The sequence below is a fragment of the Luteococcus sp. genome (assembly GCF_043424415.1).
Lineage (GTDB): Bacteria > Actinomycetota > Actinomycetes > Propionibacteriales > Propionibacteriaceae > Luteococcus.
The window spans coordinates 1-24,780 of sequence record NZ_JBHWOO010000019.1; the positions used below are offsets into that span (position 1 = coordinate 1).

The 24,780-nt window shown below is 69.5% G+C and carries 25 protein-coding genes; 12 read left to right on the plus strand and 13 right to left on the minus strand.

Annotation, left to right across the window (positions count from 1 at the left end; all coding sequences use genetic code 11):
* Positions 1-78: 78 nt before the first annotated feature.
* Positions 79-300: a biotin/lipoyl-binding carrier protein gene (locus tag ACHFFZ_RS00730; RefSeq protein WP_394274749.1), complete on the minus strand. Its 222-nt coding sequence runs from the start codon at positions 298-300 to the stop codon at positions 79-81.
* 86 nt (positions 301-386) lie between these two features.
* Between ACHFFZ_RS00730 and ACHFFZ_RS00735 the strand changes: the two genes are divergently transcribed.
* From ACHFFZ_RS00735 to ACHFFZ_RS00750, 4 genes are all read left to right on the plus strand, one after another.
* The gene (locus ACHFFZ_RS00735; RefSeq protein ID WP_394274750.1) at positions 387-1,049 is read left to right on the plus strand and encodes an O-methyltransferase; all 663 of its coding nucleotides are present in this window, start codon (positions 387-389) and stop codon (positions 1,047-1,049) included.
* 108 nt (positions 1,050-1,157) lie between these two features.
* A complete protein-coding gene (locus ACHFFZ_RS00740; protein ID WP_394274751.1) occupies positions 1,158-1,448 on the plus strand; it encodes a hypothetical protein in 291 nt (96 codons plus the stop codon).
* Between the two features lie 90 nt (positions 1,449-1,538).
* Positions 1,539-2,240: an ATP-binding cassette domain-containing protein gene (locus tag ACHFFZ_RS00745; protein ID WP_394274752.1), complete on the plus strand. Its 702-nt coding sequence runs from the start codon at positions 1,539-1,541 to the stop codon at positions 2,238-2,240.
* Between the two features lie 71 nt (positions 2,241-2,311).
* Positions 2,312-3,898, plus strand: a complete 1,587-nt coding sequence (locus ACHFFZ_RS00750; RefSeq protein ID WP_394274753.1) for a hypothetical protein — start codon at positions 2,312-2,314, stop codon at positions 3,896-3,898.
* Between the two features lie 173 nt (positions 3,899-4,071).
* On the opposite strand, the gene glgC is transcribed toward ACHFFZ_RS00750, so the two are convergent.
* On the minus strand, positions 4,072-5,304 hold the full coding sequence (gene glgC, locus ACHFFZ_RS00755) for a glucose-1-phosphate adenylyltransferase (RefSeq protein WP_394274754.1): 1,233 nt from the start codon (positions 5,302-5,304) through the stop codon (positions 4,072-4,074).
* Positions 5,305-5,456: 152 nt separating this feature from the next.
* Here glgC and glgA point away from each other — a divergent pair, with 152 nt between their 5' ends.
* Positions 5,457-6,668 carry a glycogen synthase gene (gene glgA, locus ACHFFZ_RS00760; RefSeq protein WP_394274755.1) on the plus strand — a complete coding sequence of 404 codons (1,212 nt, stop codon included), beginning with the start codon at positions 5,457-5,459 and terminating at the stop codon, positions 6,666-6,668.
* 95 nt (positions 6,669-6,763) lie between these two features.
* Here the strand turns inward: glgA and ACHFFZ_RS00765 are convergent, their stop codons facing one another.
* The 4 genes from ACHFFZ_RS00765 to dapE are packed head-to-tail and all read right to left on the minus strand — an operon-like array spanning position 6,764 to position 9,222.
* Positions 6,764-6,931, minus strand: coding sequence for a DUF3117 domain-containing protein (locus ACHFFZ_RS00765; RefSeq protein ID WP_394274756.1), 168 nt, complete (start codon positions 6,929-6,931; stop codon positions 6,764-6,766).
* Positions 6,932-6,965: 34 nt separating this feature from the next.
* A complete protein-coding gene (locus tag ACHFFZ_RS00770) occupies positions 6,966-7,307 on the minus strand; it encodes a DivIVA domain-containing protein (protein ID WP_394274757.1) in 342 nt (113 codons plus the stop codon).
* A gap of 29 nt (positions 7,308-7,336) precedes the next feature.
* Positions 7,337-8,110, minus strand: a complete 774-nt coding sequence (locus tag ACHFFZ_RS00775; RefSeq protein WP_394274758.1) for a TIGR00730 family Rossman fold protein — start codon at positions 8,108-8,110, stop codon at positions 7,337-7,339.
* A complete protein-coding gene (gene dapE / locus ACHFFZ_RS00780) occupies positions 8,107-9,222 on the minus strand; it encodes a succinyl-diaminopimelate desuccinylase (protein WP_394274759.1) in 1,116 nt (371 codons plus the stop codon). The genes ACHFFZ_RS00775 and dapE overlap by 4 nt, the downstream gene beginning before the upstream one ends.
* Before the next feature lie 66 nt (positions 9,223-9,288).
* Here dapE and ACHFFZ_RS00785 point away from each other — a divergent pair, with 66 nt between their 5' ends.
* The gene (locus ACHFFZ_RS00785; RefSeq protein WP_394274760.1) at positions 9,289-9,915 is read left to right on the plus strand and encodes an HAD-IA family hydrolase; all 627 of its coding nucleotides are present in this window, start codon (positions 9,289-9,291) and stop codon (positions 9,913-9,915) included.
* Between the two features lie 28 nt (positions 9,916-9,943).
* Here the strand turns inward: ACHFFZ_RS00785 and ACHFFZ_RS00790 are convergent, their stop codons facing one another.
* Positions 9,944-10,618, minus strand: a complete 675-nt coding sequence (locus tag ACHFFZ_RS00790) for a hemolysin III family protein (RefSeq protein WP_394274761.1) — start codon at positions 10,616-10,618, stop codon at positions 9,944-9,946.
* Between the two features lie 58 nt (positions 10,619-10,676).
* Here ACHFFZ_RS00790 and ACHFFZ_RS00795 point away from each other — a divergent pair, with 58 nt between their 5' ends.
* Entirely contained in the window at positions 10,677-11,486 is an 810-nt protein-coding gene (locus ACHFFZ_RS00795; RefSeq protein WP_394274762.1) for an isoprenyl transferase, read from the plus strand.
* A gap of 60 nt (positions 11,487-11,546) precedes the next feature.
* On the opposite strand, the gene ACHFFZ_RS00800 is transcribed toward ACHFFZ_RS00795, so the two are convergent.
* Positions 11,547-14,753 carry a bifunctional cytochrome P450/NADPH--P450 reductase gene (locus ACHFFZ_RS00800; protein WP_394274763.1) on the minus strand — a complete coding sequence of 1,069 codons (3,207 nt, stop codon included), beginning with the start codon at positions 14,751-14,753 and terminating at the stop codon, positions 11,547-11,549.
* 115 nt (positions 14,754-14,868) lie between these two features.
* Between ACHFFZ_RS00800 and ACHFFZ_RS00805 the strand changes: the two genes are divergently transcribed.
* Positions 14,869-15,900, plus strand: a complete 1,032-nt coding sequence (locus ACHFFZ_RS00805) for an AraC family transcriptional regulator ligand-binding domain-containing protein (RefSeq protein ID WP_394274764.1) — start codon at positions 14,869-14,871, stop codon at positions 15,898-15,900.
* On the opposite strand, the gene ACHFFZ_RS00810 is transcribed toward ACHFFZ_RS00805, so the two are convergent.
* Both ACHFFZ_RS00810 and ACHFFZ_RS00815 read right to left on the minus strand, forming a co-directional pair.
* A complete protein-coding gene (locus tag ACHFFZ_RS00810; protein ID WP_394274765.1) occupies positions 15,872-17,926 on the minus strand; it encodes a thioredoxin domain-containing protein in 2,055 nt (684 codons plus the stop codon). The genes ACHFFZ_RS00805 and ACHFFZ_RS00810 overlap by 29 nt on opposite strands.
* 21 nt (positions 17,927-17,947) lie before the next feature.
* Positions 17,948-18,757 (minus strand): NAD-dependent epimerase/dehydratase family protein, encoded by an 810-nt coding sequence (locus ACHFFZ_RS00815; RefSeq protein ID WP_394274766.1) that lies wholly within the window; start codon positions 18,755-18,757, stop codon positions 17,948-17,950.
* A gap of 92 nt (positions 18,758-18,849) precedes the next feature.
* On the opposite strand from ACHFFZ_RS00815, the gene ACHFFZ_RS00820 reads away from it, so the two are divergent.
* On the plus strand, positions 18,850-19,041 hold the full coding sequence (locus tag ACHFFZ_RS00820; RefSeq protein WP_394274767.1) for a hypothetical protein: 192 nt from the start codon (positions 18,850-18,852) through the stop codon (positions 19,039-19,041).
* Positions 19,042-19,044: 3 nt separating this feature from the next.
* Here the strand turns inward: ACHFFZ_RS00820 and mca are convergent, their stop codons facing one another.
* A complete protein-coding gene (gene mca / locus ACHFFZ_RS00825; RefSeq protein WP_394274768.1) occupies positions 19,045-19,962 on the minus strand; it encodes a mycothiol conjugate amidase Mca in 918 nt (305 codons plus the stop codon).
* An 89-nt stretch (positions 19,963-20,051) separates the two neighbouring features.
* Between mca and ACHFFZ_RS00830 the strand changes: the two genes are divergently transcribed.
* Together ACHFFZ_RS00830 and greA are read left to right on the plus strand one after the other, a co-directional pair.
* Positions 20,052-20,459 carry a DUF4307 domain-containing protein gene (locus tag ACHFFZ_RS00830; protein WP_394274769.1) on the plus strand — a complete coding sequence of 136 codons (408 nt, stop codon included), beginning with the start codon at positions 20,052-20,054 and terminating at the stop codon, positions 20,457-20,459.
* A 62-nt stretch (positions 20,460-20,521) separates the two neighbouring features.
* Positions 20,522-21,028, plus strand: a complete 507-nt coding sequence (gene greA, locus ACHFFZ_RS00835; protein WP_394274770.1) for a transcription elongation factor GreA — start codon at positions 20,522-20,524, stop codon at positions 21,026-21,028.
* Between the two features lie 114 nt (positions 21,029-21,142).
* On the opposite strand, the gene ACHFFZ_RS00840 is transcribed toward greA, so the two are convergent.
* Complete coding sequence (locus tag ACHFFZ_RS00840; RefSeq protein WP_394274771.1) at positions 21,143-22,228, minus strand: hypothetical protein; 1,086 nt, start codon at positions 22,226-22,228, stop codon at positions 21,143-21,145.
* Between the two features lie 76 nt (positions 22,229-22,304).
* A complete protein-coding gene (locus ACHFFZ_RS00845; protein WP_394274772.1) occupies positions 22,305-23,621 on the minus strand; it encodes an AI-2E family transporter in 1,317 nt (438 codons plus the stop codon).
* A gap of 85 nt (positions 23,622-23,706) precedes the next feature.
* Between ACHFFZ_RS00845 and ACHFFZ_RS00850 the strand changes: the two genes are divergently transcribed.
* Positions 23,707-24,780, plus strand: a 1,074-nt coding sequence (locus ACHFFZ_RS00850) for an MFS transporter (RefSeq protein ID WP_394274773.1), incomplete at its 3' end; no start/stop codon positions are given.

Here is a 24,780-nt window from a genome sequence, read left to right on the forward strand (position 1 = left end):
CGCGCCGTCGGCGTCCATCGGGGTGACCATTGCGGTCAGGACTCGTCCGAAGACGGGCATCAGGGGATCATCCATGGTTCAGCTCTCCTCGATCATCACCAGCGGGTCGCCGTCGTGGACGACGTCACCGGCCTGCACGACGACCTCGGTGACCTTGCCGGCCACCTCGGCGAGGACCGGGATCTCCATCTTCATCGACTCGAGCACCACCACGGGCTGCGTGCTGGTGACAGCATCCCCCACGGCAACCTCGACGGACAGGACATTGCCGACGATCTCGGCGTTCACGGCGTGGCTCATGAACCAATCCTAGGACCTGCCCAAGCCCTCCACCTGCACCTGAGGCTTCCCGGGCAGCGCGCACCCGATTCGGTAGTGTGTGCCACGTGACCCAGACCAACCCCGCACAGAACTCCTCCGCCGTCCTGGACGCCCGTTCCCTGGGCTTTGCCGAGGACTTCGTCACGCCCGGCGACACGCTGCGCGACGCCCGTGAGCAGGCCGTCTCCCTGGGCCTCGAGACCATCAGCAACGGTGCCGCCACCGCGCTGCGCTTCCTCACCCGCCTGGTCGGGGCCAGGGCCGTCGTCGAGGTCGGCACCGGAACCGGCGTCTCGGGCCTCGCGATCTTCGAGGGCATGGGCTCCGAGGGGATCATCACCAGCATCGACCCCGAGCCGGAGCGCCAGGCCGCGGCCCGCCGCGAGTTCCAGGCCGCCCGCATCGCCAGCAACCGCTTCCGGCTGATCGCCGGCATCCCGCTCGAGGTGCTGCCCAAGCTGCGCGACGGCGCCTACGACATGGTCTTCGTCAACGGCGACAAGCTGGAGTACGGCGAGTACGTCGGCCAGGCGCTGCGTCTGCTGCGCCACGGCGGCGTCGTCGTGATCAACAACGCCCTGTGGAAGAACCTGGTGGCTGACCCGTCCAATGACGACGACGAGACGCTGATCATCCGCGAGGCCCTGTCGGCCGTCGCGGAGACCGAGGAGTTCACCCCGCTGCTGCTGCCGCTCGGCGACGGCCTGCTGGCCGCCATCAAGGCCTGACGGGCAGAAATCCTTGCCTGCAAGGCCTTGACAGAATTTCACAGGGGGGGACGCTGGGGATGGGCCGCAATGTGGCGGCCCATCCCCAGCCAGTCGAAGGGAACAAGGATGTTCAAGAACACTCACAAGGTTGGGGCGGGAGCCGCTGCCGTCGCCCTCGCACTCGGCGGAATGCTGGTCACGCCCCGCACAGCCATGGCCGTCCCCTATGGCTGCCACTACGAGATGAGCAACCGTGACGCGGTCGGGACCTGCGACCGAGGCTCCGGGACCTTCCGGATCCGTCTGGATTGCAGCAATGCTCCGGACCGCACCTCAGTGTGGGCCAGCCCGGGCCAGTACGTCGCGGTTCGCTGCTTGGCGGGCATGCCCTATGGGGGGTCCTTCGAGACGCAATGACCCGGCAGCACGTGACGGGGCATCGGCTGCCAGCAGCCGATGCCCCGCAGCCATTCCAGCTGCAATCATCTGATGGAACCGAGGAGTACGATGACCCTTCGGATTGACAACGTCACGATCGCCCATCGTCGGCGCATCGCCGTGTCGGCGGTGAGCTGGCGGCTGGATGCGGGACTGCACGCCCTCCTGGGCCCTAATGGTGCCGGCAAGAGTTCACTTCTCCGGGCCATCGCCACCCTGCAGCCCGTCAGCACGGGCGTGATCGAGTTCGATGGGCACTCCGGTCCGGGGATTCGCCAGCACCTGGGCTACTGCCCCCAAGAGAACTTGGGCAAGTCTTCATTCACCGTCAGAGAGCACCTCCTGTACATGTGTTGGTTGCGCCGTATCCCCCATGGAGCTGCAGCGAGCGAAGCTGAGCGTGTCATGGAGCTGATCGACCTGAGCGACCGGGCATCGGAGCGCATCTCCAAGCTCTCCGGTGGAATGCGCAGGCGCGTGGCGATCGGATCGGCACTCGTGGGCGACCCGGGCCTGGTCCTTCTGGACGAGCCCTCAGCCGGTCTCGACATGGCCCAGCGGGATGCACTGTCTCGAATTCTCCAAGGAGTCGCCCGGCAATCAGTGGTCATAGTGTCCACCCACTTGGTTGAGGACGTGATTCACCACGCGGACAGTCTTGCCGTGATGGACCAAGGAGAATTCCTCTTTGCCGATGACTTCAACCAGTTCGCCACCAGTCGTGAGCTGGGACCAGTTCGTGATCGCTATCTGGAACTGGTGGGCCGATGAAACACGGCGTGGTCTTGTGGATTAGACACAACCACCTCCCCCAGGCGCTCGCGGTCAGCACCCTTGGTGCCGTGGCCGTCCGTGCCGCACTACTCGTGATCAACAGCGACGGCGGCGGCGTGGATGTCGCACCGCTCTGGCTGGGGACAGCCATGACCCTCCCCCTGCTGTTCACTTTTTCCTGCGAGGATTCGCAAGACGTGGTCGCTCCACGCCCTCTGCTCTGGCGTCGGGCAGCATTGCTTGCACTAACCTTGGGCACAACGGCTCTGGGCGCGTGGCTTCTCACGCCCGCCAGTGCTGACGGATTGGGCCCCATGGCCACCTGGCGCAACTGTTGCGCCTTGCTTGGGCTGGGACTCATCGGTCTCGGGCTGGTCGGCAGTACCGCCTTGTGGCTATTGCCATTGACCGCTTCACTCACCTCGATGATGTTCGCGTGGCCGCAGTATCCGGGGCCGTTGCACGGCATGGTGGGCTTCCTGCGAGCTCCCGTGGATCCACATTTTTCCAGTGGGTCATGGAACTTGAGCATCCCGGTGAGCGCAGCCTTGGCGGTGGCAGGCATGTTGGTGCACACGTCAGGCACCCGTGTGGCAGTGCACGACGGGCCGGCCCTGGCGAGGTTCGGATCACTCACAACAATCCATGGCGAGGCCACTGCCAGCACTCTGGCACAGGGGTTGGGGCGAGTCAGCCGATCCCGTCCCCTCACAGTCATCGCCGGCTTCGTGTGCACGTGGACACTGCTTGCGTCTGTTGGCAAGTGGGGTGGTAGCCCCCGCCTGCTGCTCGGCAACGAGGTGCCCTCAGGAGCTTTCATCCACGCACCTCTCGGCGCCCTGGTGGGTGTCGTCATCGGTCAGACTCGATGGCGCACCGGGGTGGCCGTCTGGCAACAACTCTCCGGCCGACCTCGATGGTCGCTCCTCCTTCAGGAGTGCCGGCGGTCCATCATGGCAACGACCACGGCCCTCGGGGTGCCGATCGGTGCCCTTGCGCTGTTGAGCACCGCAACGCTCGCCACTCAGTCGGGCGTGGCTGTGGCCTTGAGCGAGCTCGCGGGCGGAATGACGCCGACGCTCTTGGTCCTTCTGGAGGCGGGGCTGCTCTGCGTGCTCGGGACCGTGGCTGGTTGGTTCATGCGGGGCATCTGGATCCCCGCTCTGGTGATGGTGCTGGCTTTGGCCGCAATGATCCCGGCACCGCGTGTTCCGGTACAGGATGTCGACCGGATCTGGGCGGCGAGCTACGCGAGTACGGTTTGCTCTCCTGTCCCAGACCTGGATGTCACTGTGTGCACGACTCCGCCGCTGCGCGGCTACTTGCCCGCCGCTGTCCAGTCGGTGGCCGACATCTACCAAAGGGCCCCTCGACGAGAGGCCCTCCCCAACCGTGTCCTGCTCACCGACCGCGGCCCTATGGGAGTGAGTGCGCCGCACAGTATGGATCCAACAGTGTCCGTGCGACGGTCCCATGGGTTGCAGCCGCCTCGCGAACTTGGACCAACCACTGCGGAGTCGCTGACCTACTCCACCTTGGCGTGGTGCCCTGGCGCGAACATTGGTGACCTGATGATGTTGTGGGGCCAAGACGATTGGACCGCGAGCCCAACGATGTCACGGACCATCCAGGCCCTGGAGGAGTGCCGCGGGTAGGAGCGGCCCCTCTCGCCGTGGGCACCGGCCTGCTGGCCGCCATCAAGGCCTGACGGCAGGCCACGCCGGCCGGAACCGTCCGCCGGTCATGACAGCGACTGGGGCCGCATCCCCGAGGGGATGCGGGCCCAGTCAGTCGTCCGGGTGCTCGGGGCTCGCCCGATGGGGCGTGGTCACCACTCGATGCCGGGAACGATCAGTCCCTTGCCGACCACCGTGATGCCGCCGTCACTGACGGTGAAGCCGCGTGCACGGTCGTGGTCGTGGTTGACGCCGATCTCCACCCCGTCGGGGACGATGACGTTCTTGTCGAGGATGGCATTGTGCACCACGGCATTGCGGCCGATGCGCACACCGCTCATCAGGATCGAGCTGTCGACCCGGGCCCACTTCTCGATGTGGACATCAGGGCTCATCACCGTGCGGTCGACGTCGCCGCCCGAGATGATGCAGCCGGGCGAGACGATCGAGTCCTCGGCATTGCCACGCATCGTGAACTTGGCACCGGGCGCCTGCACATGGGTGGTCCAGATGGGCCAGTGCTTGTTGTACAGGTTGAACTGCGGCACGACGTTGACCAGGTCCATGTGGGACTCGTGGTAGGCGTCGATGGTGCCCACGTCACGCCAGTAACTGCGGTCCTCGTCGGTGGCGCCGGGGACGACATTGTCCTTGAAGTCGTAGACCTGCGCCTCGCCCTTGGCGACGAAGGCGGGGATGATGTCGCCGCCCATGTCGTGGCCGGCATTGGGGTCCTTGGCATCGGACTCGAGGGCCTCCACCAGCGCCTTGGTGGTGAAGATGTAGTTGCCCATCGAGGCGAAGGACTCCTCCGGGGAGTCGGGCAGGCCGGGCGGGTCGCCCGGCTTCTCCAGGAACTGCTTGATCTTGCCCTTCTCGTCGGCGTCGATGATCCCGAAGGCGCTGGCCTCGTGGCGCGGCACACGGATGCCGGCGACGGTCGCCTCCAGCCCGGAGTCGATGTGCGCCTGCAGCATCTGGCTGACGTCCATCCGGTAGATGTTGTCGGCCCCGAAGACGACGATGTAGTCGGGTTCCTCGTCACGGATCAGGTTCATCGACTGGTAGATGGCGTCGGCGCTGCCCTGGTACCACTGCGGCCCGAGGCGCTGCTGGGCGGGCACCGGGGTCACGTAGTTGCCGAGCATCGTCGACATCCGCCAGGTGAGAGAGATGTGACGGTCGAGCGAGTGCGACTTGTACTGCGTCAGCACGCAGATCTGGCGAAGCTCGGAGTTGGCGAGGTTCGACAGCACGAAGTCGATCAGGCGGTAGGTTCCCCCGAAGGGGACGGCCGGCTTCGCGCGGTCTGCGGTCAGCGGCATGAGTCGCTTGCCCTCGCCACCGGCGAGGACCATGGAGAGCACCTTTGGTCTTGTGGACATGCCATGAACCTATGGCTCGACAAGGTCCACTGACAAGGCATGTCCATCACTTGACCCCGTGCTTTCGGATCGATGTCACCAAGTGTTCCCCACCGCGGTCAGTTGCCGGCCCGGGCATTGTGGTGGCGCCACCCCTGTGCCATTCTCAGCTCATGCGCGTATCCATCCTCACCCGCGAATACCCACCCTCGATCTACGGGGGTGCTGGGGTGCACGTCGCCCAGCTCGTCCCCCAGCTGCGCAGGTTCGTCGACGTCGACGTCCAGTGCATGGGCGAGCCCCGCGACGGCGCCACCGCCCACCAGGAGAACTTCCCGCCCGGCGCCAATGCGGCCCTGCGCGTCTTCGGTGCCGACCTGTCGATGGTCGACGCGATCGATCCCGCCACCGACGTGGTGCACTCCCACACCTGGTATGCCAACCTGGCCGGCCACCTGGCGGGGCTCTTCCTCGACCGCCCACACGTGGTCAGTGCGCACTCGCTGGAACCCGACCGCCCCTGGAAGGCCGAGCAGCTCGGCGGCGGCTATGCCCTGAGCTCCTGGGCCGAGCGCACCGCCTATGAGGGCGCCGACGCGGTCATCGCGGTGAGCGAGGGCATGAAGAAGGGCATCCTCCAGGCCTACCCGCAGCTGGAGGCCGACAAGATCCACGTCGTGCTCAACGGCATCGACCCCGAGGAGTTCAAGCCCGACCACGGCACCGACGTGTGCGAGCAGATCGGCATGGACCCCGGCAAGCCGTCGGTGGTCTTCGTCGGGCGCATCACCCGGCAGAAGGGGCTGGTGCACCTGGTGCGGGCGGCCAAGCACCTGGACCCCGAGACCCAGGTGATCCTGCTGGCCGGCGCCCCGGACACCCACGAGATTGCCGAGGAGTTCAACCTCGCCTTCGCCGAGGTCAAGCAGAGCCGCGGCGGCGGCGTGGTGTGGGTGCAGGAGATGTTGCCCCGCGCCAGTGTGCGCCAGGTGATGAGCAATGCCACCGTCTTCGCCTGCCCGTCGATCTACGAGCCGCTGGGCATCGTGAAACTCGAGGCGATGGCCACCGAGACCGCCGTCGTCGCCAGCGCCGTGGGCGGCATCCCCGAGGTGGTCGTCGACGGCGAGACCGGCTACTTGGTGGACTATGACCCGGCCCGGGCCGGCGACGAGGACTTCATCGCCACCTTCGAGAAGACCTTCGCCGAGCGGATCAACGAGCTGACCCGCGATCCGGAGCTGGTCCGCCGTTTCGGCCAGGCCGGCCGCCAGCGCTGCATCGACCACTTCAGCTGGCGGACCATCGCCCAGCAGACCGTCGAGGTCTACCGCGCCGCCATCGAGCGCCACGCCGCGCGCAGCACGTCGGCGCCCCCCGCCTGAGGCCCGCACAGGCCAACGGCGTGCCCTCCCCTGCCGGGGATGGCACGCCGTTTGGGGACGCCTGCGGCGCCACCGCGGACCGTCGTTGGCCGTGGTCAGCCGACGATCTCCTGCAGGCACTTGAGCAGGTCACCGGCCTCGGTTGCGTTGAGTTCGACCACCAGACGGCCTCCGCCGTCAACCGGAACACGCATCACGATGCCACGGCCTTCCTTGGTGACCTCCATGGGACCATCACCAGTGCGGGGCTTCATTGCAGCCATTGCGCTTCCTCATCTCCTCGACGTTTTGTTCCCATTATTCCGCATGGGGCGCGTCATTCCCCATTCCGACCCTGCGTGGCCGGCTGACGAGCTCCTCCTCGACGTCTGCCACGGCCGTGACGGGCCGCTGCACCGGCTGCTCGTCGAGCTGGTCGGCCACCCGGGCCAACAGGCGGTCCACCTCGGCCATCGAATAGCCGCGCGGCACCACGGCGAAGCGGACCTCGCGCAGGTCCTCGGCCTCCAGGGGCCCGGTGGGCAGGTCGTCGACCAGGCGCTCGTCATCCAGTGCAGGCATCTGGCCCCACCGTCCAGAGGCGACGACGGCCGTCGCGCCGAGGATGAGCACCACCACTGCCACCAGGAACCAGACCATGGCATCCATGGTGTCATGACCGGCTGGGCTCAGGCGCGCTCGGCGCCCTCGCCCAGGACGTGTCGCAGCGCCTCCTGCTCGTCGTCGGTGACCAGGAACATGTCCAGGTCGGCCGGGGCAAGGTAGCCGTCGGCCAGCGCGCGTTCCCGCAGCCAGTCGACCAGGCCTCCCCAGTAGTCACGACCGAAGAGCACCACGGGGAAGTGGAGCACCTTGCCGGTCTGGGAAAGGGTCAGGGCCTCGAAGAGCTCATCGAAGGTGCCGAAGCCGCCCGGCATCACGATGAAGCCCTGGGCGTACTTGAGGAACATCACCTTGCGGGCGAAGAAGTAGCGAAAGTTGATCCCCAGGTTCACGTGGCGGTTCATGCTGGCCTCGTAGGGCAGTTCGATGCCCAGCCCCACCGAGACACCGCCGGCCAGGTCGGCACCCCGATTGGCGGCCTCCATGATGCCGGGCCCACCACCGGTGACCACGGCACGCCCCCGGCGGGTCAGCTCCGCACCGAGGCGCTCGGCCGCCTGGTACATGGGGTGGGCGGGGCTGGTGCGGGCCGATCCGAAGATGCTGACCGCCGGGCCGATCTCGGCCAGGGCGTCGAAGCCCTCGACGAATTCCGACTGGATGCGCATGATCCGCCACGGATCGGTGTGTCGCCAGCCCTCGGTCTGGTCGGCGAGCAGCCGCTCGTCGGTGGTGGCGCCGGCGTGCTGGTCTCCGCGACGCACCACGGCACCCTGGATGCGCTCCCCGCCGGGGCCGGGAGCATTGTCGACGGGGTGCTTCACACGATGGGGACTCACTGCTCCTCCTGGGTGGTGGACGGTGCCGGCTGGGCGGCGGGCAGGGGTGCGAGCCAGCGGCGCAGCGCCGCGGCACAGGTCTCGAGGTCCTCGACGGGGCAGAACTCGTCGTCGGTGTGGGCCTTGTTGGGATCGGCCGGGCCGAAGTTCACGGCGGGCACGCCCAGCTCGCTGAAACGGGCCACGTCGGTCCAGCCGTACTTGGGGCCCGGCTCGCCCCCGACGGCGGCCAGGAACTCCTTGGCGGCGGGCAGGTGCAGCCCGGGGCGCGCCGCCGGGGACAGGTCGACCCAGTCCAGCTCGTGGCCCTCGAACAGGTCGGTCATCAGCGCCTGGGCCTCGGCCAGGCTCTTGTCGGGCGCGAAGCGGTAGTTGATGTGGACCCGGCAGCTGTCGGGGATAACATTGCCGGCCACTCCCCCCTCGACCTGCACGGCATTGAGTCCCTCGCGGTAGGTGAGGCCCTCGACGTCGATCTCGCGCCGCTCGAAGCCGGCGATGCGCTCCAGCACCTCGCGCAGGTCGTGGATGGCGTTGTGGCCCATCCAGCCGCGGGCGCTGTGGGCGGCGGTGCCGCGGGTGGTGATCCAGAAGCGCAGGGTCCCCTGGCAGCCGCCCTCTACCAGTGCGCTGGTGGGCTCCATCAGGATCGCGAAGTCGCCCTGGAGCAGGTCTGGCTGGGCGTCGGCGACGATGCCCAGGCCGTTGAGTGGCGCGGCGACCTCCTCGTTCTCGTAGAAGACCCAGGTGAGGTCGTGCCGTGGCGCGTCGAGCTCGGCGGCCAGTTGCAGGGCGACGGCCACCCCGCCCTTCATGTCACAGGTGCCGCGGCCGACGATGCGCTCCTGGCCGTCGATGACGGCGCGCTGGCTGGGCAGGTTGCCGGCCACCGGCACTGTGTCGAGGTGTCCGGCCACCACTACCCGCTGCTCGCGGCCCAGCTGCGTGCGGGCCACGACATTGTTGTCGATCCGCGCCACCTGCAGGTGGGGCTGGGCACGCAGGGCGCTCTCCACCGCATCGGCCAGTTCGGCCTCGTTGCCGCTGACCGACTCGATGTCGACGATGGCCTGCAGCAGCTCGGGCAGGGGCCGGGAGAGATCCAGGGTCATGCCCGTGAGCCTAGTGGGGGCGGGCAAGCACGGGCAGGGGCCGAGTGGGGCCCTAGTCTTGGTCGCATGTACCGGCACCTGTTCTGGGACCTCGGCGGCACGCTGGTGGACACCTATCCCGCCCTCGACGACGCCTTCGCCGCCGTGGTGCGCGAGCACGGGCACGAGGTGGAACTGATCGAGGTCGCCCGGCTGACGCGTCGCTCGACGGGCGAGGCGGTGCGCACCCTGTCGCAACGCTTCGGCATCGCGCCAGAGCGGTTCGAGCAGGCCAATGCGGCACTCAAGAAGCGGTGGGAGACCGATCCGGCCCCGGCGATGCCCGGCGCCCAGGAGCTGATGGCGCGGGTGCATGCCGCGGGTGGGCTCAACCTGGTGGTGACCCATCGCGACCGGGCCAGCGCGACGGACCTGGTCCAGGGGCTGGGCCTGGAGGTCGACGACCTGGTCTCGACCTGTGACGGGCACCCGCGCAAGCCCGACCCCGAGATGTACCGGGTGCTGCTGGAGCGCCACGGGCTCGACGTGGCCGAGTGCCTGGCGGTCGGTGACCGTCCGATCGACGCGGAGGCCGCCCACCGGGCCGGGATGCATGCGGTGGTGCTGGAGGATCCCGAGATGCCCGTCGACGACGACGCGGAGCACCAGGTCTCGCGGCTCGAGGAGCTGGCGGGACTGCTCGGGCTCGATTGAGCGCGCCGCACAGGCCGCCGCCAGGCGCTCAGCCGAACAGCACCAGGCAGATCGCCAGGTAGTGGCACAGGGCGGCCAGCACGGTGTACAGGTGGAAGACCTCGTGGAAGCCGAAGGTCTCGGGCCAGGGATTGGGCCGTCGCAGGCCGTAGGCGATGGCGCCGATCGAGTAGATGATGCCGCCGGCGGCGATCAGCGCCACCACCGCCGGGCCGCCGATGTGCCAGAACTGGCCCATCCAGCCCAGTGCGGCCCAGCCCATGGCCAGGTAGAGCGCCACGTAGAGCCAGCGCGGGGCAGCGATCCAGAAGACGCGGAAGAGCACGCCCACCAGGGCGCAGGACCAGATGAGGGCCAGCAGCAGGCGCAGGCTGCGGCCGTGCAGCATGCCGACCGCCATCGGGGTGTAGCTGCCGGCGATGAAGACGAAGATGTTGGCGTGGTCCACCCGGCGGAAGACCGCATGCACCGAGGGCGACCAGCTGCCGCGGTGGTAGAAGGCGGAGTTGCCGAACAGCAGCACGGCGCTGAGCGTGTAGACCGCGCAGGCCAGCCGCTCGTCGCGCTGCGGTGCCAGGGCGACCAGCAGGATTCCGGCCACCAGCATGACGGGGGCGAAACCCTGGTGCAGCCAGCCTCGCAGCCGTGGCTTGGTGGCTGCGTGGGGTGTGGTGAGAGCGGCTTCACGCTCCGGTATGTGCATATAACCTACGGTAGCGTAGGTTGGTGGAGTGGCCGACCACTGCGACTAGGCTGAAGCCATGAACAGGCTGGACCGTCTCTCCGAGACCCTCGACCGGATGCACCCGTCAGGCCTGCTGTACAGCACCTACGAGACGCGCCTGCTGCAGGAGATCGACGCCGACAACCTGCCGCGCCACGTCGCCGTGCTGGCCGACGGGAATCGTCGCTGGGCGCGGATGAATGCCCCCGACCAGCCGCTGGTCGCCGGCTACCAGGCCGGCGCTGACAAGCTCACCGACTTCGTCGGCTGGTGTGACGAGGCCGGCATCCAGGTGGTGACGCTGTGGGTGCTGAGCACCGACAACCTCTCCCGCAGCGCCGACGAGGAGCTGCTTCCCCTGCTCCAGGTGATCGAGGACCTGGTGGTGGAGCTGGCCGCCGACGGCCGCTGGAGGGTCCAGGCGATGGGCGACATGGCGTTGCTGCCCACCACGATGGCCAAGGCCCTGGACGGCGCCCGCCAGCGCAGCGCCGGCAACCGCGGAATGCTGGTCAACGTCGCCATCGCCTACGGCGGGCGCCACGAGCTGCGCGACGCGGTGCGCTCCCTGCTGCGCGAACAGGCAGCCAAGGGACGCAGCCTCGACGAGGTGGCCGAGAGCCTGGAGATCGACCAGATCGGCGAGCACCTCTACACCAAGGGCCAGCCCGACCCCGACCTGATCATCCGCACCTCGGGCGAGCAGCGCCTGTCGGGCTTCCTGATGTGGCAGAGCGCCCACAGCGAGTTCTACTTCTGCGAGGCCCTGTGGCCCGACTTCCGCCGCGTCGACTTCCTGCGCGCGCTGCGCTCCTTCAGCCAGCGCGAGCGCCGTTTCGGCAAGTAGTCCCACGCGTGACGGGTCCGGTCATCGATACGACGACCGGACCCGTCACGCGATCGACACTCAGGCGAAGACGTCCGAGACGTAGCGCAGGTGCTCGCGCTCCTGCGCGTCCATCCAGACCCCCGACTCCTCGAGAGTGCAGCCCATCGCCGCCTGGTGGATCCGCACGCAGGTCTCGCGCACGGCAGGCGCCATGTGGCGGCCGTCACCGCAGACGAAGAACTGCGCACCGTCGCGCACCAGGCGCTCCACCTCGGCCCGGTCTGCCCAGAGGCGGTCCTGCACGTGGCGGACCTCCTCACCCTGGCGCGAGTGCGCGCGCCGCACCTGGACGACGCCGCGGGCCTCCAGCTCGGCCAGCTCGTCGGCGTACAGGTCGTCGACACCGGCACGTCGGCAGCCGTGGAAGAGCAGGGCCGGCGCCGGCACCACCCCCTCGGCCTCGGCCCGGGCCGCCCTGTCCTGCAGGAATCCACGGAAGGGCGCGATGCCCGAACCAGCACTGACCATCACCATCGGGGTGGACAGGTCGGCGGGCGGGGCGAAGGCGGCGGGGCCCGGGCGCACCGTCACCGAGACACCACTGCCGGGCGCCGCCTGGGCCAGGAAGGTGGAGGCCGCCCCGCGATAGGAGCCCTTCCCCGACAGCGCCGGGGCGTCCACCACCGAGACCGTGATGGTCACGTGGTCGGGCCGCCACAGTGGGGAGGAGCTGATCGAGTACTGCCGCGGAGTCAGGGGGGTGAGCATGGCGAGGAAGTCCCCCAGCTCCAGCTCGACCGAGGCGAAGCGCGTCAGCAGGTCCAGCACCGAGACGCGCCGGGCCAGCACGTCCTCGGCATGGCGCTCCTGCTGGGCCAGGGCCAGCAGCTCCGCCTTCTCGGGCGGGCAGGCGCAGGCCTCGGCCAAGCTCTCCACCTGCCGACGGCCGGCCGGCAGGGAGAGCTCCACCCACGACGAGAAGAGCTCTCCGGCGGCCAGCTCCTGGCCCGTGGGCAGGAAGCTGCTGGCCCCCTCCAGCCGGACGCGGGAGGCAGGCGAGAGCCCGAAGCGCGCCAGGGCCCGCTCCACCACCCCGTGCGGATTGGTGGGCAGGACGGCCAGGTAGTCGCCGGCCCGGTAGGTCATGCCCTCGGGCAGGGCGAGCTCCAGGTGGCGCACCGAGTGGGCGTCAGGCCCCTCCTGGCGCACCAGTTCCCGATTCTCGACGACGGTGGCCAGCGAGAGTCCCGCCTCGCGCACCAGCGGCTCGCGCACCGATCCCACCCGCCGGGCCACCAGCCTCTCGTCGGGCAGGTCGTGGACCACGTCGATCTCCAGTTCCCGTCCGATGGCCGGCCACAGCTGCTGGTGCCACTCGTCGAAGGCGCCGAAGAAGTCGCCGCGGGCATTGGTGACGCCCCGTTCCAGGACCCCGGTGGAGCCGGCCCGTGCGAGTTGCTCATCCACCAGGGTGGGGATGCGCTGGTAGGTGCGGGCCCAGTCGGTGTTGCCACAGCCCAGCACGGCATGACGCACGCCGTCCAGGGAGCCCTCGGGCAGGCCCTCCACCCAGTCGACGAAGCTCTTGGCATTGTCGGGCGGCAGACCCTCGTAGGAGGAGGTCACCACCACCACGACGCCGTCGCGCTCCAGCGCATCGGTCGCCTCGTCGAGGGGCTGCACGCGCACCGTGTAGCCCAGCTGGGTGCCACGCTCGGCCACGCGACGTGCGAAGGCCTCGCTGGTGCCGGCATTGGAGCCGAAGAGAACCTGCACCCGCCCACCGTGCGGCTCGATGCTGGGCACGGCCTCCGGGCCGGCTCCCTGCTGCGGGCCCGCCCCCGTCGGCATCCCGGCGATGGCGGCCTGCACCAGTTCCGCATCGGAGCGGCCCGGACGCGTCGCGAAGCGCACCCGCAGCCCCTCGGGCTTCAGGGTGAGGGTCTCCTTGACCTCCAGCTGGTAGCCGGGATCGGCCAGGCTCAGGTCGAAGCGCTGCAACATCATGGCCAGCACCAGCTGCGCCTCCTGCAGCGCGAAGCCACGCCCGATGCACGAGCGCTGCCCGTTGCCGAAGGGCTTCCAGGCATTGGCCGGGATCTGTTGGGCGCGCTCGAAGCCGAAGCGGTCGGGGTCGAAGCGCTCGGGCTGGGCCCAGACCTCGGGATCGCGGTGCAGCGCCGGGATCAGCACCATCACCGTGTCCTGCGGGTCCACCTGGTAGCCGTCGCCGGCGCCGGGAGCGCTGTCACCGATGGTGGTCGACTCGAAGGAGTGCACGGCAAAGGCGGGAGCCGTGGGCCACAGGCGCAGCGTCTCACGCAACACCTGGTCGAGGTAGCCGAGTTGTGCCAGGTCCTCATAGCTGGGCTGCCGTGTGCCCAGCACCTCGTCCACGTGCTCACGGGCGCGCTGCAGCACGTCGGGATTTCGCAGCAGCTCGTAGATGGTGAAGCTCAGCAGGCCCGAGGTGGTCTCGTGGCCGGCGATCAGGAAGGTGACCAGCTGGTAGCGCACGTTCTCCTCGCTCAACCGCTCCCCCGTCTCGGGATCGCGGGCCTCGAGCATGGTGTCGAGGATGTCGTGCTGCCCCTCGGGCAGTGGGTGGGCGCGACGGTGGGCGATCAGGTCGTCGACGATGCCGTGCATCAGCTCGCGGTCGGCCTCGTACTGGTGCTGCTTGTGCACCAGCGCCTTGTTCATGACCGGCAGGCGACGGCCCCGGTCCCCTGACTCCACCAAGGCCCGCACCATGGCGTCGACGAAGGGGTGCATGTCGGCCGAGTAGAAGGAGTTGAAGCGGTAGGAGAAGGAGCACAGGGCGATGGTGTCCAGGGTCAGGCGCGTGAAGTCGTGCACCACGTCCACGTCGGCCTCGGGACCCAGTCGTTCCCACTTGAGCACCAGCTGGCGGGCGATGTCGGTCATGCCGTCGAACATTGGCCGCAGCGCCATCGGACTGAAGGCCGGCATCAGGATTCGGTGTGCCTTGGACCAGTTGGGCTCCTCGGTGCGGGCGGTGAACAGCCCGTCACCGGCGAAGGAGCGGATGTTGGCCAGCGGCTGGTGCACCCTCTTGTCGAAGCGCGACTCGTCGCACAGCTCGTCACACAGCCGCCGCGAGCTGACCATCAGCAGCGGCGCACGGCCGGGCAGGTGGTGGGCGAAGATCTCGCCATGGCGCTCGGCCAGGCGCACATTGCCCTGGATCGGCGCGTCGGTGTCCAGGGCGTGCAGGGTTCCCACGACGGGCAAGACCTTGGGTCCGGGGACTGGACGGCTCACGAATTCCTCCTGCTGATTGTTCATTTCCTTCCAGACAAGCATTCGAACGAGAATCGGGGTTGATCCTGCACGACATCCTCTTGATTTTTCACGACAAAGGGCGACGCTGGATGTCATGTCCGCACACGCTCGCGTCCGTGCCTCGACCCTGCGCGGCCTGCGCGAACTCGTCGACGAGGCCGGCGGTGACGGGGCGGCAGTGCTCCGGGAGGCTGGAATCCCCGCCTCGGCGGTGGACCAGGCAGCCCTGGTTCCCAGCAAGCACGTGGCCCAGGCATTGCGGCTGACCGAGACCAGGCTGCACCAGCCCGGGATCGCCTTCGACCTGGTGGCCAGGCAGGATGCCAGCATCCTCGGGCCGCTGGCCGTCGGCCTGGAGAGCGCCCCCACCGTGCGCGAGGCCCTGGCCTGCACCGATCGGTACCTGTTCGTGCACGCCCCCGACTCACAGGTCTCCACCAGGCCCGGGCCTCGGTGTGACGGGTCACCGACAATGGACCTGGTGCTGACCCAGCCCGTCGACGGCATCAGCACCGAACTGGGGCTCGGGTTGATGCACCGGGTGCTGGCGCTGGTGTGCGGACCCGGCTACGGGCTCCTGCAGGCGCGCATGACCGTCACCCCCAGTGGTGGCACGGCCCGGGCCCGGCGATTCTTCGGTGCACCGGTGGTCAGCGGTGTCGGGGCCAATGCGCTGCGAGTACCTGCCAGCCTGGCCGACCAGCGCCCGGCCAGCGGCAATCCCCTGGTCCACCAAATGGCCGTCGAGTACCTCGAGGCCAGAACCCCCACCGTCGAGCCGAGTACCAGCGACAGGGTCCGTCAGGTGGTGCTGTCCTCATTGGGCACCTCGACCCCCCTGCTCGATGCAGTGGCCCGGTTGCTGGTGATCCACCCGCGCACCCTCCAACGACGGCTGGCCGAGGAGGGCACCAGCTACGGCGAGATTGTCGACGCCGCGCGCCGCGAGACGGCGCTGCGGCTGGTCACCACCACGAACCTTCCCCTGTGGCAGGTCGCCTCATTGGTGGGATTGGCCGACCCGGCGGTGCTCACCCGCAACTGCCGCCGCTGGTTCGGCACACCGCCCAGCACGCTGCGCCGTCAGTACGCCACGCTCAACAGCGGCTCCACAGCGGCGTCTTGAGCTCGGCGTAGTCGCTGGTGGGCTCGAAGCAGACCTCGCCGCGGCAGACATAGGTGGTGGCGCGGCCGTCGCGGGCGGTGCGCTGGTCGAACAGGCCTCCGAAGCCCTCAGTGCCCTCCCGGCCCACCACGATCGCCGAGCCGGCCGGGGCCATCCGCCAGGCAGCAGTGGCCAGGCGGTCGATGCCCTCGCCCTCGGGGACCACGACGACCACCTGCGCCGGCTTCAGGCCCCGACGGGCCTCGTCCAGCACCAAGGCGTCAGCCAGGCTCCAGCCGGCAAAGCGCGGCTGGGAGGCCACCAGCGGCCAGGTCGTGCGGGCGGCCCGGTCGGCACGCGCTTCAAGGTCCGTGCGCTGGGCCATCAGGCCCACCAGGCGCAGGGCCGCGACCATCGAGCTGGTGCCCGAAGGGGTGGCATTGTCGGTGATGTCACGGGGCTGGTTGAACAGCTCGTCGCTGGCCCGGGCGTCGAAGAATCCGCCGTCCTCGGCGCTGAACAACCGGTCGGCACGTTCCACGAGCCACACCGCACGTTCCAGCCACTGCGCCTCGCCGGTCGCGCCAGCCAGCCGGGCCAGGCCCAGCGCCAACGCCCCGTGGTCCTCGGTGACGGCAGGCGAGTTCCCGGCCAGCCCGTCGCGCGAGGTGCGCACGAAGCGGTCGCCCTGCTCGTCGACGTGCACCGCCCAGACGTGCTCCGCCGCGGCGCGGGCCAGCTCCAGCCACTCCGGCTCACCGAAGGTCATCGCGGCATTGACCAGGGAATCGATGGCCAGGCCATTCCAGGCGGCCACCACCTTGTCGTCGCGTTGCGGGGCGAAACGGTTCTCCCGCTCGGCACGCAGCTTGTCCAGCACCGACGTGAGGCGGGCCTGGTCGGGCGAGCCGTGCAGCTGCAGCGTCGACAGGCCGTGCTCGAAGGTGCCGGCCTCGTGGACGTGGAAGACCTGGCGGGCCCAGGCGCCGTCGGCCTCGCCCAGGGCGTCGACCAGCAGCTCGGGATTCCACACGTAGTAGATGCCCTCGGCCACCATGCCTCGGATGTCGACCGAGTCGGCGTCCAGGCTGGCGGCGAAGGCGCCACCCGGGCGCCCCTCGACGGGCTCGGTGCGCATCTCGCGCTGCAGCCACTCGACGGTGGAGTAGATGACGTGCTCGAAGACCTCGCGCTTGTAGCCGTCGTGGTCGGCGGTGCGGCGCCAGCAGCGCACATAGCTGCCGAGCAGCAGGGCGTTGTCGTAGAGCATCTTCTCGAAGTGCGGCACCACCCAGCCCGGATCGACGGCATAACGGTGGAAACCGCCGCCGACCCGGTCGAAGAGGCCGCCGCGGGCCATCATCTCGCAGGTGAGCTGGGCAATGTCGAGGCTGGCCGGGTCACCCTTGACCAGCAGCGCGTCCAGCACCATCGCCGGCGGGAATTTCGGCGCACCGCCGAAGCCGCCGTGGATCATGTCGTAGTCCTTGCCGAGCAGCTCCAGCGTCTCGCGGGCGCCGGGCACCTCGTCGCTGGCCTGCACCGGCTGCAGGGCGCGAAGCTGCTCGGTGATGCTGGCGGCCGAGGCAACCACCTCGTCGCGGCGCTCGCCCCAGGCACCGGCCAGCGCCTCGAGCACCTGCAGGAAACTCGGCTGCCCGCCCGCCGGCTGCGGCGGGAAGTAGGTGCCGGCGAAGAAGGGCTGGCCCTCGGGGGTCAGGAAGACCGTCATCGGCCAGCCGCCCTGTCCGGTGAGCGCCTGGGTGGCATTCATCAACACGGCGTCGACGTCGGGCGACTCCTCACGGTCCACCTTGACGCTCACGAAGTGCTCGTTCATGTAGGCAGCCAAGGCGGCGTCGTCGAAGCTCTCGTGGGCCATCACATGGCACCAGTGGCAGGCGGCATAGCCGGTGCTCACCAGCAGCGGCAGGTCGCGCTCGCGGGCGACTGCGAAGGCGTCCGGTCCCCACGGGAACCAGTCCACCTCCTGGTGGGCGTGCTGCAGCAGATAGGGGCTGGTGGACTCGGCAAGACGATTCGGCACGCCGCCAGCCTAGCCGTCGGCTCAGGAACCCTCGGGCCACTGCGCGGGGGCGGGCTCGCCACCCTCCACCACCTGCTCCTGCTGGCCCTGCCCGTCACCCCAGGAGTCCTGGGGCCGGTAACCCAGCTCCAGCATGGTGTTGGTCATCGACCAGCGGCGGTTCGGGTTGTCGCTGATGGCGTAGTAGACGCCGTGGCGCACCTGTGCCTCGATGGCCCGCCGCACCACCTGCACGGCGTCGTCCTCGCTCAGCCACATGGCGTGCAGGATGTCGTCCTCGACGGCCGAAGGATCATCGCTCATCCAGCCGATGCGCAGGGCGATGAAGTCAATGCCGTACTCGTCGTGGTAGAAGCGACCCAGGATCTCGCCGAATGCCTTGCTGACGCCGTAGAAGGAGTCGGCACGCGGGGTCTGGTGCGGATAGACGGGCCACTGGCCGTCGCGGTCGTAGCCGCCCATGGCGTGGTTGGAGGAGGCGTGGACCACGCGGCGCACCCCGGCCAGGCGGGCGGCCTCGAGCACGGTGCGGGTCCCGATGATGTTGGCCTCCAGCACGTCCTCCCAGCTGGACTCCGGGGAGGAGGCGCCAGCCAGGTGGACGACGCTGTCGACACCCTCCATCAGCGAGCTCATCTCCTCCACGCTGCCCAGGTCGGCCTGGCGCAGCTCGCGCTCCTGGCGCTCGGTGCGCGGGGTGCGGCCGTGCATGACCACGTCGTAGTCATCCTGGAAGGCCTCGCTGAGCACGATGCCGATGTTGCCGGTGGCACCGGTGATGAGCACCCGGCGGCGGTTGGTCTGGTCGGGGGTCTGGGGGTTGGTCACCATGGCCCCATCCTCTTCAGGCGCGCAGGGTGCTTCAAGCCCTTGCGCTGTCGGCGCACGGTGTGCGCGCCACCGCCGGGCGTATCCTTCGGGGCATGACCCCCATGCTCGGCAGCGGAATGTTCACCCTGGTCGTCTTCGTCGCCATCGCGGCCTTCATCATCCTGGGCGCCCTCAGCCTGAACCGGCACTCCCGGCGGATCGACGCGTCGATCCCCTTCGAGGCAGACCTGACCGACGAGGGCCGCGCCGCCCAGGAACGCGAGTCCCGGATGACGCGCGGCTGACCCTCAGATGCTCCAGGTGTCGCTGGTGTCGATCGGCGGCTCGCCGCGCAGGCCGGCGAACAGGTCGCTCTCGGGGTGGGCGGTACCCACGGTGGAGAAGACCAGCTCGAAGTCCTCGGTGGGCCAGGCACGCTTCTGTGTCTCGGTCGGCACGGCGAACCACGGCCCGTCGGGGTCGATCTGGGTGGCATGTGCCCGCAGCGCCGCATCCCGCACCTCGAAGTAGTCGGCGCACGGCACGAAGGTGGTGATGCGCTTCTCGAAGTCGAGGTCGTCCCAGGCCGCCAGGCGCTCGGCATAGGGAGAGTCCATCCCCTGCTCGTGCATCGCCGCGTCGAGGGCGGCGAAGCGCAGCCGGTGGAAGCTCATGTGGTAATAGACCTTGCTCACCTGCCAGGGCTCGCCCGCACCGGGCCAGGCGTGCTCGTCGGCGGCGGCCTTCACCGCAGCCATCGTCACCCGGTGGCACTGGATGTGGTCCGGATGCGGGTAGCCGCCGTTCTCGTCATAGGTGGTGACCACGTGCGGCCGGAACTCGCGGATCAGCTCCACCAGCGGCTCGGCCGCCACCTCAGGATCCTCCAGGGCGAAGCAGCCCTCGGGCAGCGGCGGCAGCGGATCACCCTCGGGCAGCCCCGAGTCGACGAAACCCAGCCAGCGCTGCTCGACGCCCAGCACCTCGCGGGCGGTCTCCATCTCCAGCGCGCGGATCGCCGCAATGTTCTCCTGCACCTCGGGACGGTCCATCTTGGGGTTGAGCACGCTGCCACGCTCGCCGCCGGTACAGGTGACCACCATCACCTCGACCCCCTCGGCCACATAGCGGGCCGTCGTCGCGGCCCCCTTGCTGGACTCGTCGTCGGGATGGGCGTGCACGTGCATCAGGCGCAGGCCGGTGCTGGGCTTGGGGGCGTCGGACATGGCCACCATTGTGCACAATCGGGCATCCCCGGCGCGCGCCTGTCCGCGAGCTGGGGACCACGTCCGCCATGGAGGGCACAATGGGGGTCGTGAGCCAGTTGACCGACGCAGACCGAGCGCGCATCGCGGCGCGCTATCCCACCGCCCAGGGGCGACGCCCGCTCTACCTCGCACTCGTCGCCGTGATGACCGTCCTGCTCGGTGGCTGGATGGTCTGGGCCGGCCTGCATGGTGCCACCAAGCCCGTCCAGGCCGACCTGACCGCCTTCCACGACGGCGGCGAGCACGCGATCCACGCCGACCTGCGGGTGCAGCGTCGTGACCCGTCCCAGGCCGCCATCTGCACCATCAAGGCCACCGCCCAGGAAGGGGCCCGGGTGGGCGAGCTGGACGCCGAGATCCCCCCGGGCACCGAGAAGATCACCCACCAGCGGGTCACCGTGAAGACCGTGAACAAGGCGGTCAGCGTCAACGTGGAGCACTGCCGGCTGGCCTGAGCGATCCGCGGCCCGCGCGGGACTTCCTTGGGTGGTCGCAGGCCCGATGATAGGTTCAGGGGATGACCGAGAATGCAACCGACACCGTCTGGCTCACCCGGGAGGCGTACGACAAGCTCTCCGACGAGCTGGAGTACCTCAAGGGTGATGGCCGCACCGAGGTGAGTGAGAAGATCGCCGGTGCCCGCGAGGAGGGCGACCTGTCCGAGAACGGCGGCTACCACGCCGCCCGCGAGGAGCAGGGACAGATGGAGGCGCGCATCGTCCAGCTCGAGGACATCCTGCGGCGCGCCGAGGTCGGCGAGGCCCCCGCCACCGGCGAGGCCGGGCCCGGCAGCCAGGTGACCGTGGCCTACTTCGGCGACGAGGACGACACCGACACCTTCCTGGTCGGTTCGCGCGAAGTGCTGGGACTGGACGACTCCGTCGACATCCAGGTCTTCAGCCCCCAGTCGCCGCTGGGTGCCGCCGTGATCGGCAAGAAGCAGGGCGAGACCACCACGTACACGGCCCCCACTGGCAAGGACATCGAGATCACCGTGCTGAAGGTGGCGACCTTCCAGGGCTGACCCCTTCCACGAGACGGTTGCAGCAGCGCGTCCCCCACCCGGCCGGGGTGGGGGACGCGCTGCTGTCAGGTGCGGTTGTCTCTGTCCCCGGGCCCGCTGGTCCCACGCCGCAGATCAGTCGACGATCTCGCCCTCCAGCACCTCCTCGTCACCGTCCTGCGCGGCTCCGGAGGTCGGTGCAGGATCCGGCTGCCGCGGCGACTCGTCTGGACTCGAGTCCCCGGGAGACGGCTCCTCGGCCGGGCCCGATGTGCCGCTGGCCGTCGTGATGGTGGCCTGCGCCAGCACCAGGTCGAGAGCGAGGCGTCCGGTGCCCTGGCCAGCCACCAGGCTGGTGGAGCCCGACGGGTGGCCCGTCGGCCACACGATGCGTGCCATCCGGCTGGTCACGTCCACGCGAACATCGGCATCCAGGTCCAGGGCCAGCTGCAGGCTGCCCGACTCGACGTGGACCGAGGAAGGTCGAAGTCCGAAACCACCCTGGAGCACCACATGGCAGGCCTGCACCCGCGCGTCGCGCATCTGCTCCAGCCCGGAGAGCCTCAGGCCCGCGGCACTGGCGCGCAGCCGTCCGATCCGTGCCAGGCCCTCGGTGGCCAGGCCCCCGCCGGTCAGGTCGACGTCCACCTCGACCCCGGCCGGCACCCGCACCACCAGCTCCTTGGCCACCCCGGTGCTGCCCATCGCCGCCTGCGCCAGGCCGGCCAGGTCGAGCCCTGCACTGCCGCGCAGCTTCTGGCCGGCCGCGGCCTTCAGCATCGAGAACTTGTCCAGTGAAGGCACCAGGTCGCCCTCGGCCTCCACCTCCACCCGGTTCCCGGTGCGCTGCAACGTGTGCTCGCCACGCACCACCACCTTCGCCAGCCCGGGCTCGGCCACCAGCCGCACCCGCCGTCCGCGGGCACGCACGACGACGTGGTCGACCGGCTGGGGCCCGCCGGGATTGGCGGCGGCACCCGGGGCCTGTCCCGCGTGCTGACGAGCTGCCTGCCCGAGCCCCATCGCGGCGCTCTGGGCCAGGTCACCGGCCGCTCCGGCCAGGCCGCGGGCAATGCCCGCCCAGCTGGTCGTCCCCTGGGACTGCGTACCCGCCGCAGTGCCCGCCGTGGGCTGGCGCAGCTCGTCGAGCAGCCGGCCGGCCCGGCCGACGTCGATGCGTCCATCGGCCAGGGCCTGGAGGATCTCGGTCTGTGTCTGCATACCTGTGAACCTATGCCGACGCCCGCCCAGACCGAAGTCGGGGCGGGCGTGGCAGGGGATGATTCAGGGGTCCTGGTCAGGAATGCGGAGGCTCCTGCCGGGTGCCGTCGACGGAGCTCGCGCGGTCCACGACGGCCCGCGCGAGCTCGTCGACCGGGCCGGGCTCCTCATCCGCTCCGGTGGACTCGTCCAGTTGGCGACGCACGCCCTCGATGCCGGGCACCTCATCATCGGCCGGGGGCGCCTCGGTCTCACCCTGCTGGGCGACCAGGGCCCGGACGAAGGCATTGCCGAAGGCCAGCACCGGCACCGCGAACAGGGCACCGACGATGCCACCGGTGATGCTGCCGATGGCCAGCCCGTAGAGCACCATCAGCGGGTGCAGGCTGACGGCCTTGCCCAGCAGGAAGGGCTGCAGCACGTGGGCCTCCAGCTGCATCACCAGCACGAAGACGGCCAGCATGATCAGGGCCTTCACCCAGCCCAGGGTGAGCAGGACCACGCTGGTGGCCACCAGGCCAGCCACGAAGGCACCCAGCAGCGGGACGAAGGCAGTGATGAAGGTCAGGGCACCGATGGCCAGGAAGAGGTTCGAGCCCACCAGGGCGGCACCGATGCCGGCGCCCAGACCATCGACGAAGGCCACGATCACGGCGGCACGCACATAGGCGACCAAGGAGACCCATCCGCGCAGGCAGGCGTCCGCCACGCGGGCGCGGGAGCCGCGTGGGACGAACTTGAGCCCGGCGGTGGCGATGGCCGGTCCCTCGAAGAGGAAGTAGAACAGCGCGAACAGGGCCAGGGCGAGGCCGGCGATGAAGTGACCCACCTGGGTTCCCGCAGCAGCCGCCAGCCCGGCGCCAGCAGACTGCTGGGTCTTGGCCCAGTCGGTGACGCTCGTGGTCCACTGGTCGATCTGGGCCTGGTGGATCTGCAGCGGCCCGTCGCCGAGCCAGTTCATGAACTGGGCATAGCTGGCCACCGAGGCGTCGGCCAGCTCGCTGGACTGGCTGGCGATCTGGGTGCCAACCAGGGTGAAGATGGCCGTGATGAGCCCAACCAGCAACAACAGGCTGGCGGCCGCCGCCAGACCCCGGCCGGCGCCCTTGCGCCGCAACCACTCCTTGACGGGCCACAGCGCGGCGGTCAGCAGTACCGCCACGACCAGGGGGATCACCACCTCGGACAGGGCCGACATGATGTACCACAGGCCGTAGATGCCGGCGGCGATCACCAGCAGGCGCCAGAACCAGCCGGCGGCCAGACGGATGCCGTGCGGCACCTCGCTGGGTTCACTGGCCTGGACGAGCACGGCCCGGGGCAGGCCGTCGTCGGGCATGGCGATGGGCTGCGGGAGCCGGCGGCGCAGGGAGTCGGACAGTCGGATTGCCATGCAAGACCTTTCAGGGATGGGACAGCGGGGAGCTGCGTTGGCAGGGTCCGAGGACCTGGGCTGTGAGCAAGGCTAACCTGTGCGCGTGAACAGCCCCACCCAGACACCCGACGCGCCCGCGCGCCGCTCCCACTTCACCCTGCCCCGCCCGGGCCAGGGGACGGGGCTGCCGCGCGACGTGACGGTGCTCTCGGTGATCGCCTTCTGCGTCTCGGTGGGCTTCGGCGTGATGGTGCCGGTGCTGCCGGTCTTCGCGCGCAGCTTCCAGGTGACCAATTTCATGGTGGGGCTGGTGATCAGCGCCTTCGCCCTGATGCGGCTGGCGACCAGTCCGGCTGTTCCGCCGCTGGTGGAGCGGCTCGGGGAGCGCACCGTGCTGGGCGTGGGCATGTTCGTCGTGGCCGCCTCCTCGGCCGCCGCGGGCCTGGCGACGAGCTTCTGGGCGTTGCTGCTGATGCGCGGTCTGGGCGGCATCGGCTCGGCCATGTTCACGGTCAGTGCCATGAGCCTGCTGCTGCGCATCGTCGAACCGCACCAGCGCGGCCGCGCCAGCGCCCTCTACTCGGGCGGCTTCCTGCTGGGCGGCATGGCGGGCCCGGCGATCGGCGGCATCTTCGCCGCGATCTCGCTCACCGCGCCCTTCTTCGTCTACGCCGCCACCCTGAGCGTGGCGGGCATCGTCGCGCTGTGCCTGCTCAGCCGTCCGCCGAAGCGCGACACGACCGTGGTCAAGCAGGTGATGCCGCTGTCCGAGGCGCTGGCCGACGTGCGCTACCGGGCGGCCTGCCTGACCAACTTCGCCCAGGGCTGGCAGTCCTTCGGCGTGCGCAGCTCACTGGTGCCGGTGCTGGTGGTGGAGGGGCTGCACCATTCCCCCTCGGCCACCGGCGTCATCTTCGCGCTGGCCGCAGTGGCCCAGACGGCCGTGCTCGGCCCGGTGGGGCGTGCCGTCGACACCGTCGGGCGTCGCCCGCTGATGGTGCTGGCCGGGCTGTGCACCGGCCTGGCGGCCCTGGCGATGCCCTGGTCGGGACCCATCGCCGAGGCTCTCGGCCTTCCCGGTCCGGGCGCCCTGTGGGTGTTGACCCTGGCGCTGTGCCTCTACGGGGTGGGCTCGGCGGCGCACTCGACCGCCCCCACCGCCCTGGTCGGCGAGAGC

Bases quoted from the DNA above. Each gene is read 5' to 3' on its own strand.
- ACHFFZ_RS00845 (WP_394274772.1), bottom strand. From the start codon at position 23,621: ATGGCAATCCGACTGTCCGACTCCCTGCGCCGCCGGCTCCCGCAGCCC.
- ACHFFZ_RS00820 (WP_394274767.1), top strand. From the start codon at position 18,850: ATGACCCCCATGCTCGGCAGCGGAATGTTCACCCTGGTCGTCTTCGTC.
- glgC (WP_394274754.1), bottom strand. From the start codon at position 5,304: ATGTCCACAAGACCAAAGGTGCTCTCCATGGTCCTCGCCGGTGGCGAG.
- ACHFFZ_RS00840 (WP_394274771.1), bottom strand. From the start codon at position 22,228: ATGCAGACACAGACCGAGATCCTCCAGGCCCTGGCCGATGGACGCATC.
- mca (WP_394274768.1), bottom strand. From the start codon at position 19,962: ATGTCCGACGCCCCCAAGCCCAGCACCGGCCTGCGCCTGATGCACGTG.
- greA (WP_394274770.1), top strand. From the start codon at position 20,522: ATGACCGAGAATGCAACCGACACCGTCTGGCTCACCCGGGAGGCGTAC.
- ACHFFZ_RS00805 (WP_394274764.1), top strand. From the start codon at position 14,869: ATGTCCGCACACGCTCGCGTCCGTGCCTCGACCCTGCGCGGCCTGCGC.
- ACHFFZ_RS00730 (WP_394274749.1), bottom strand. From the start codon at position 300: ATGAGCCACGCCGTGAACGCCGAGATCGTCGGCAATGTCCTGTCCGTC.
- ACHFFZ_RS00765 (WP_394274756.1), bottom strand. From the start codon at position 6,931: ATGGCTGCAATGAAGCCCCGCACTGGTGATGGTCCCATGGAGGTCACC.
- ACHFFZ_RS00790 (WP_394274761.1), bottom strand. From the start codon at position 10,618: ATGCACATACCGGAGCGTGAAGCCGCTCTCACCACACCCCACGCAGCC.
- ACHFFZ_RS00785 (WP_394274760.1), top strand. From the start codon at position 9,289: ATGTACCGGCACCTGTTCTGGGACCTCGGCGGCACGCTGGTGGACACC.
- ACHFFZ_RS00745 (WP_394274752.1), top strand. From the start codon at position 1,539: ATGACCCTTCGGATTGACAACGTCACGATCGCCCATCGTCGGCGCATC.
- ACHFFZ_RS00740 (WP_394274751.1), top strand. From the start codon at position 1,158: ATGTTCAAGAACACTCACAAGGTTGGGGCGGGAGCCGCTGCCGTCGCC.
- dapE (WP_394274759.1), bottom strand. From the start codon at position 9,222: ATGACCCTGGATCTCTCCCGGCCCCTGCCCGAGCTGCTGCAGGCCATC.
- ACHFFZ_RS00815 (WP_394274766.1), bottom strand. From the start codon at position 18,757: ATGGTGACCAACCCCCAGACCCCCGACCAGACCAACCGCCGCCGGGTG.
- ACHFFZ_RS00770 (WP_394274757.1), bottom strand. From the start codon at position 7,307: ATGGTCTGGTTCCTGGTGGCAGTGGTGGTGCTCATCCTCGGCGCGACG.
- glgA (WP_394274755.1), top strand. From the start codon at position 5,457: ATGCGCGTATCCATCCTCACCCGCGAATACCCACCCTCGATCTACGGG.
- ACHFFZ_RS00795 (WP_394274762.1), top strand. From the start codon at position 10,677: ATGAACAGGCTGGACCGTCTCTCCGAGACCCTCGACCGGATGCACCCG.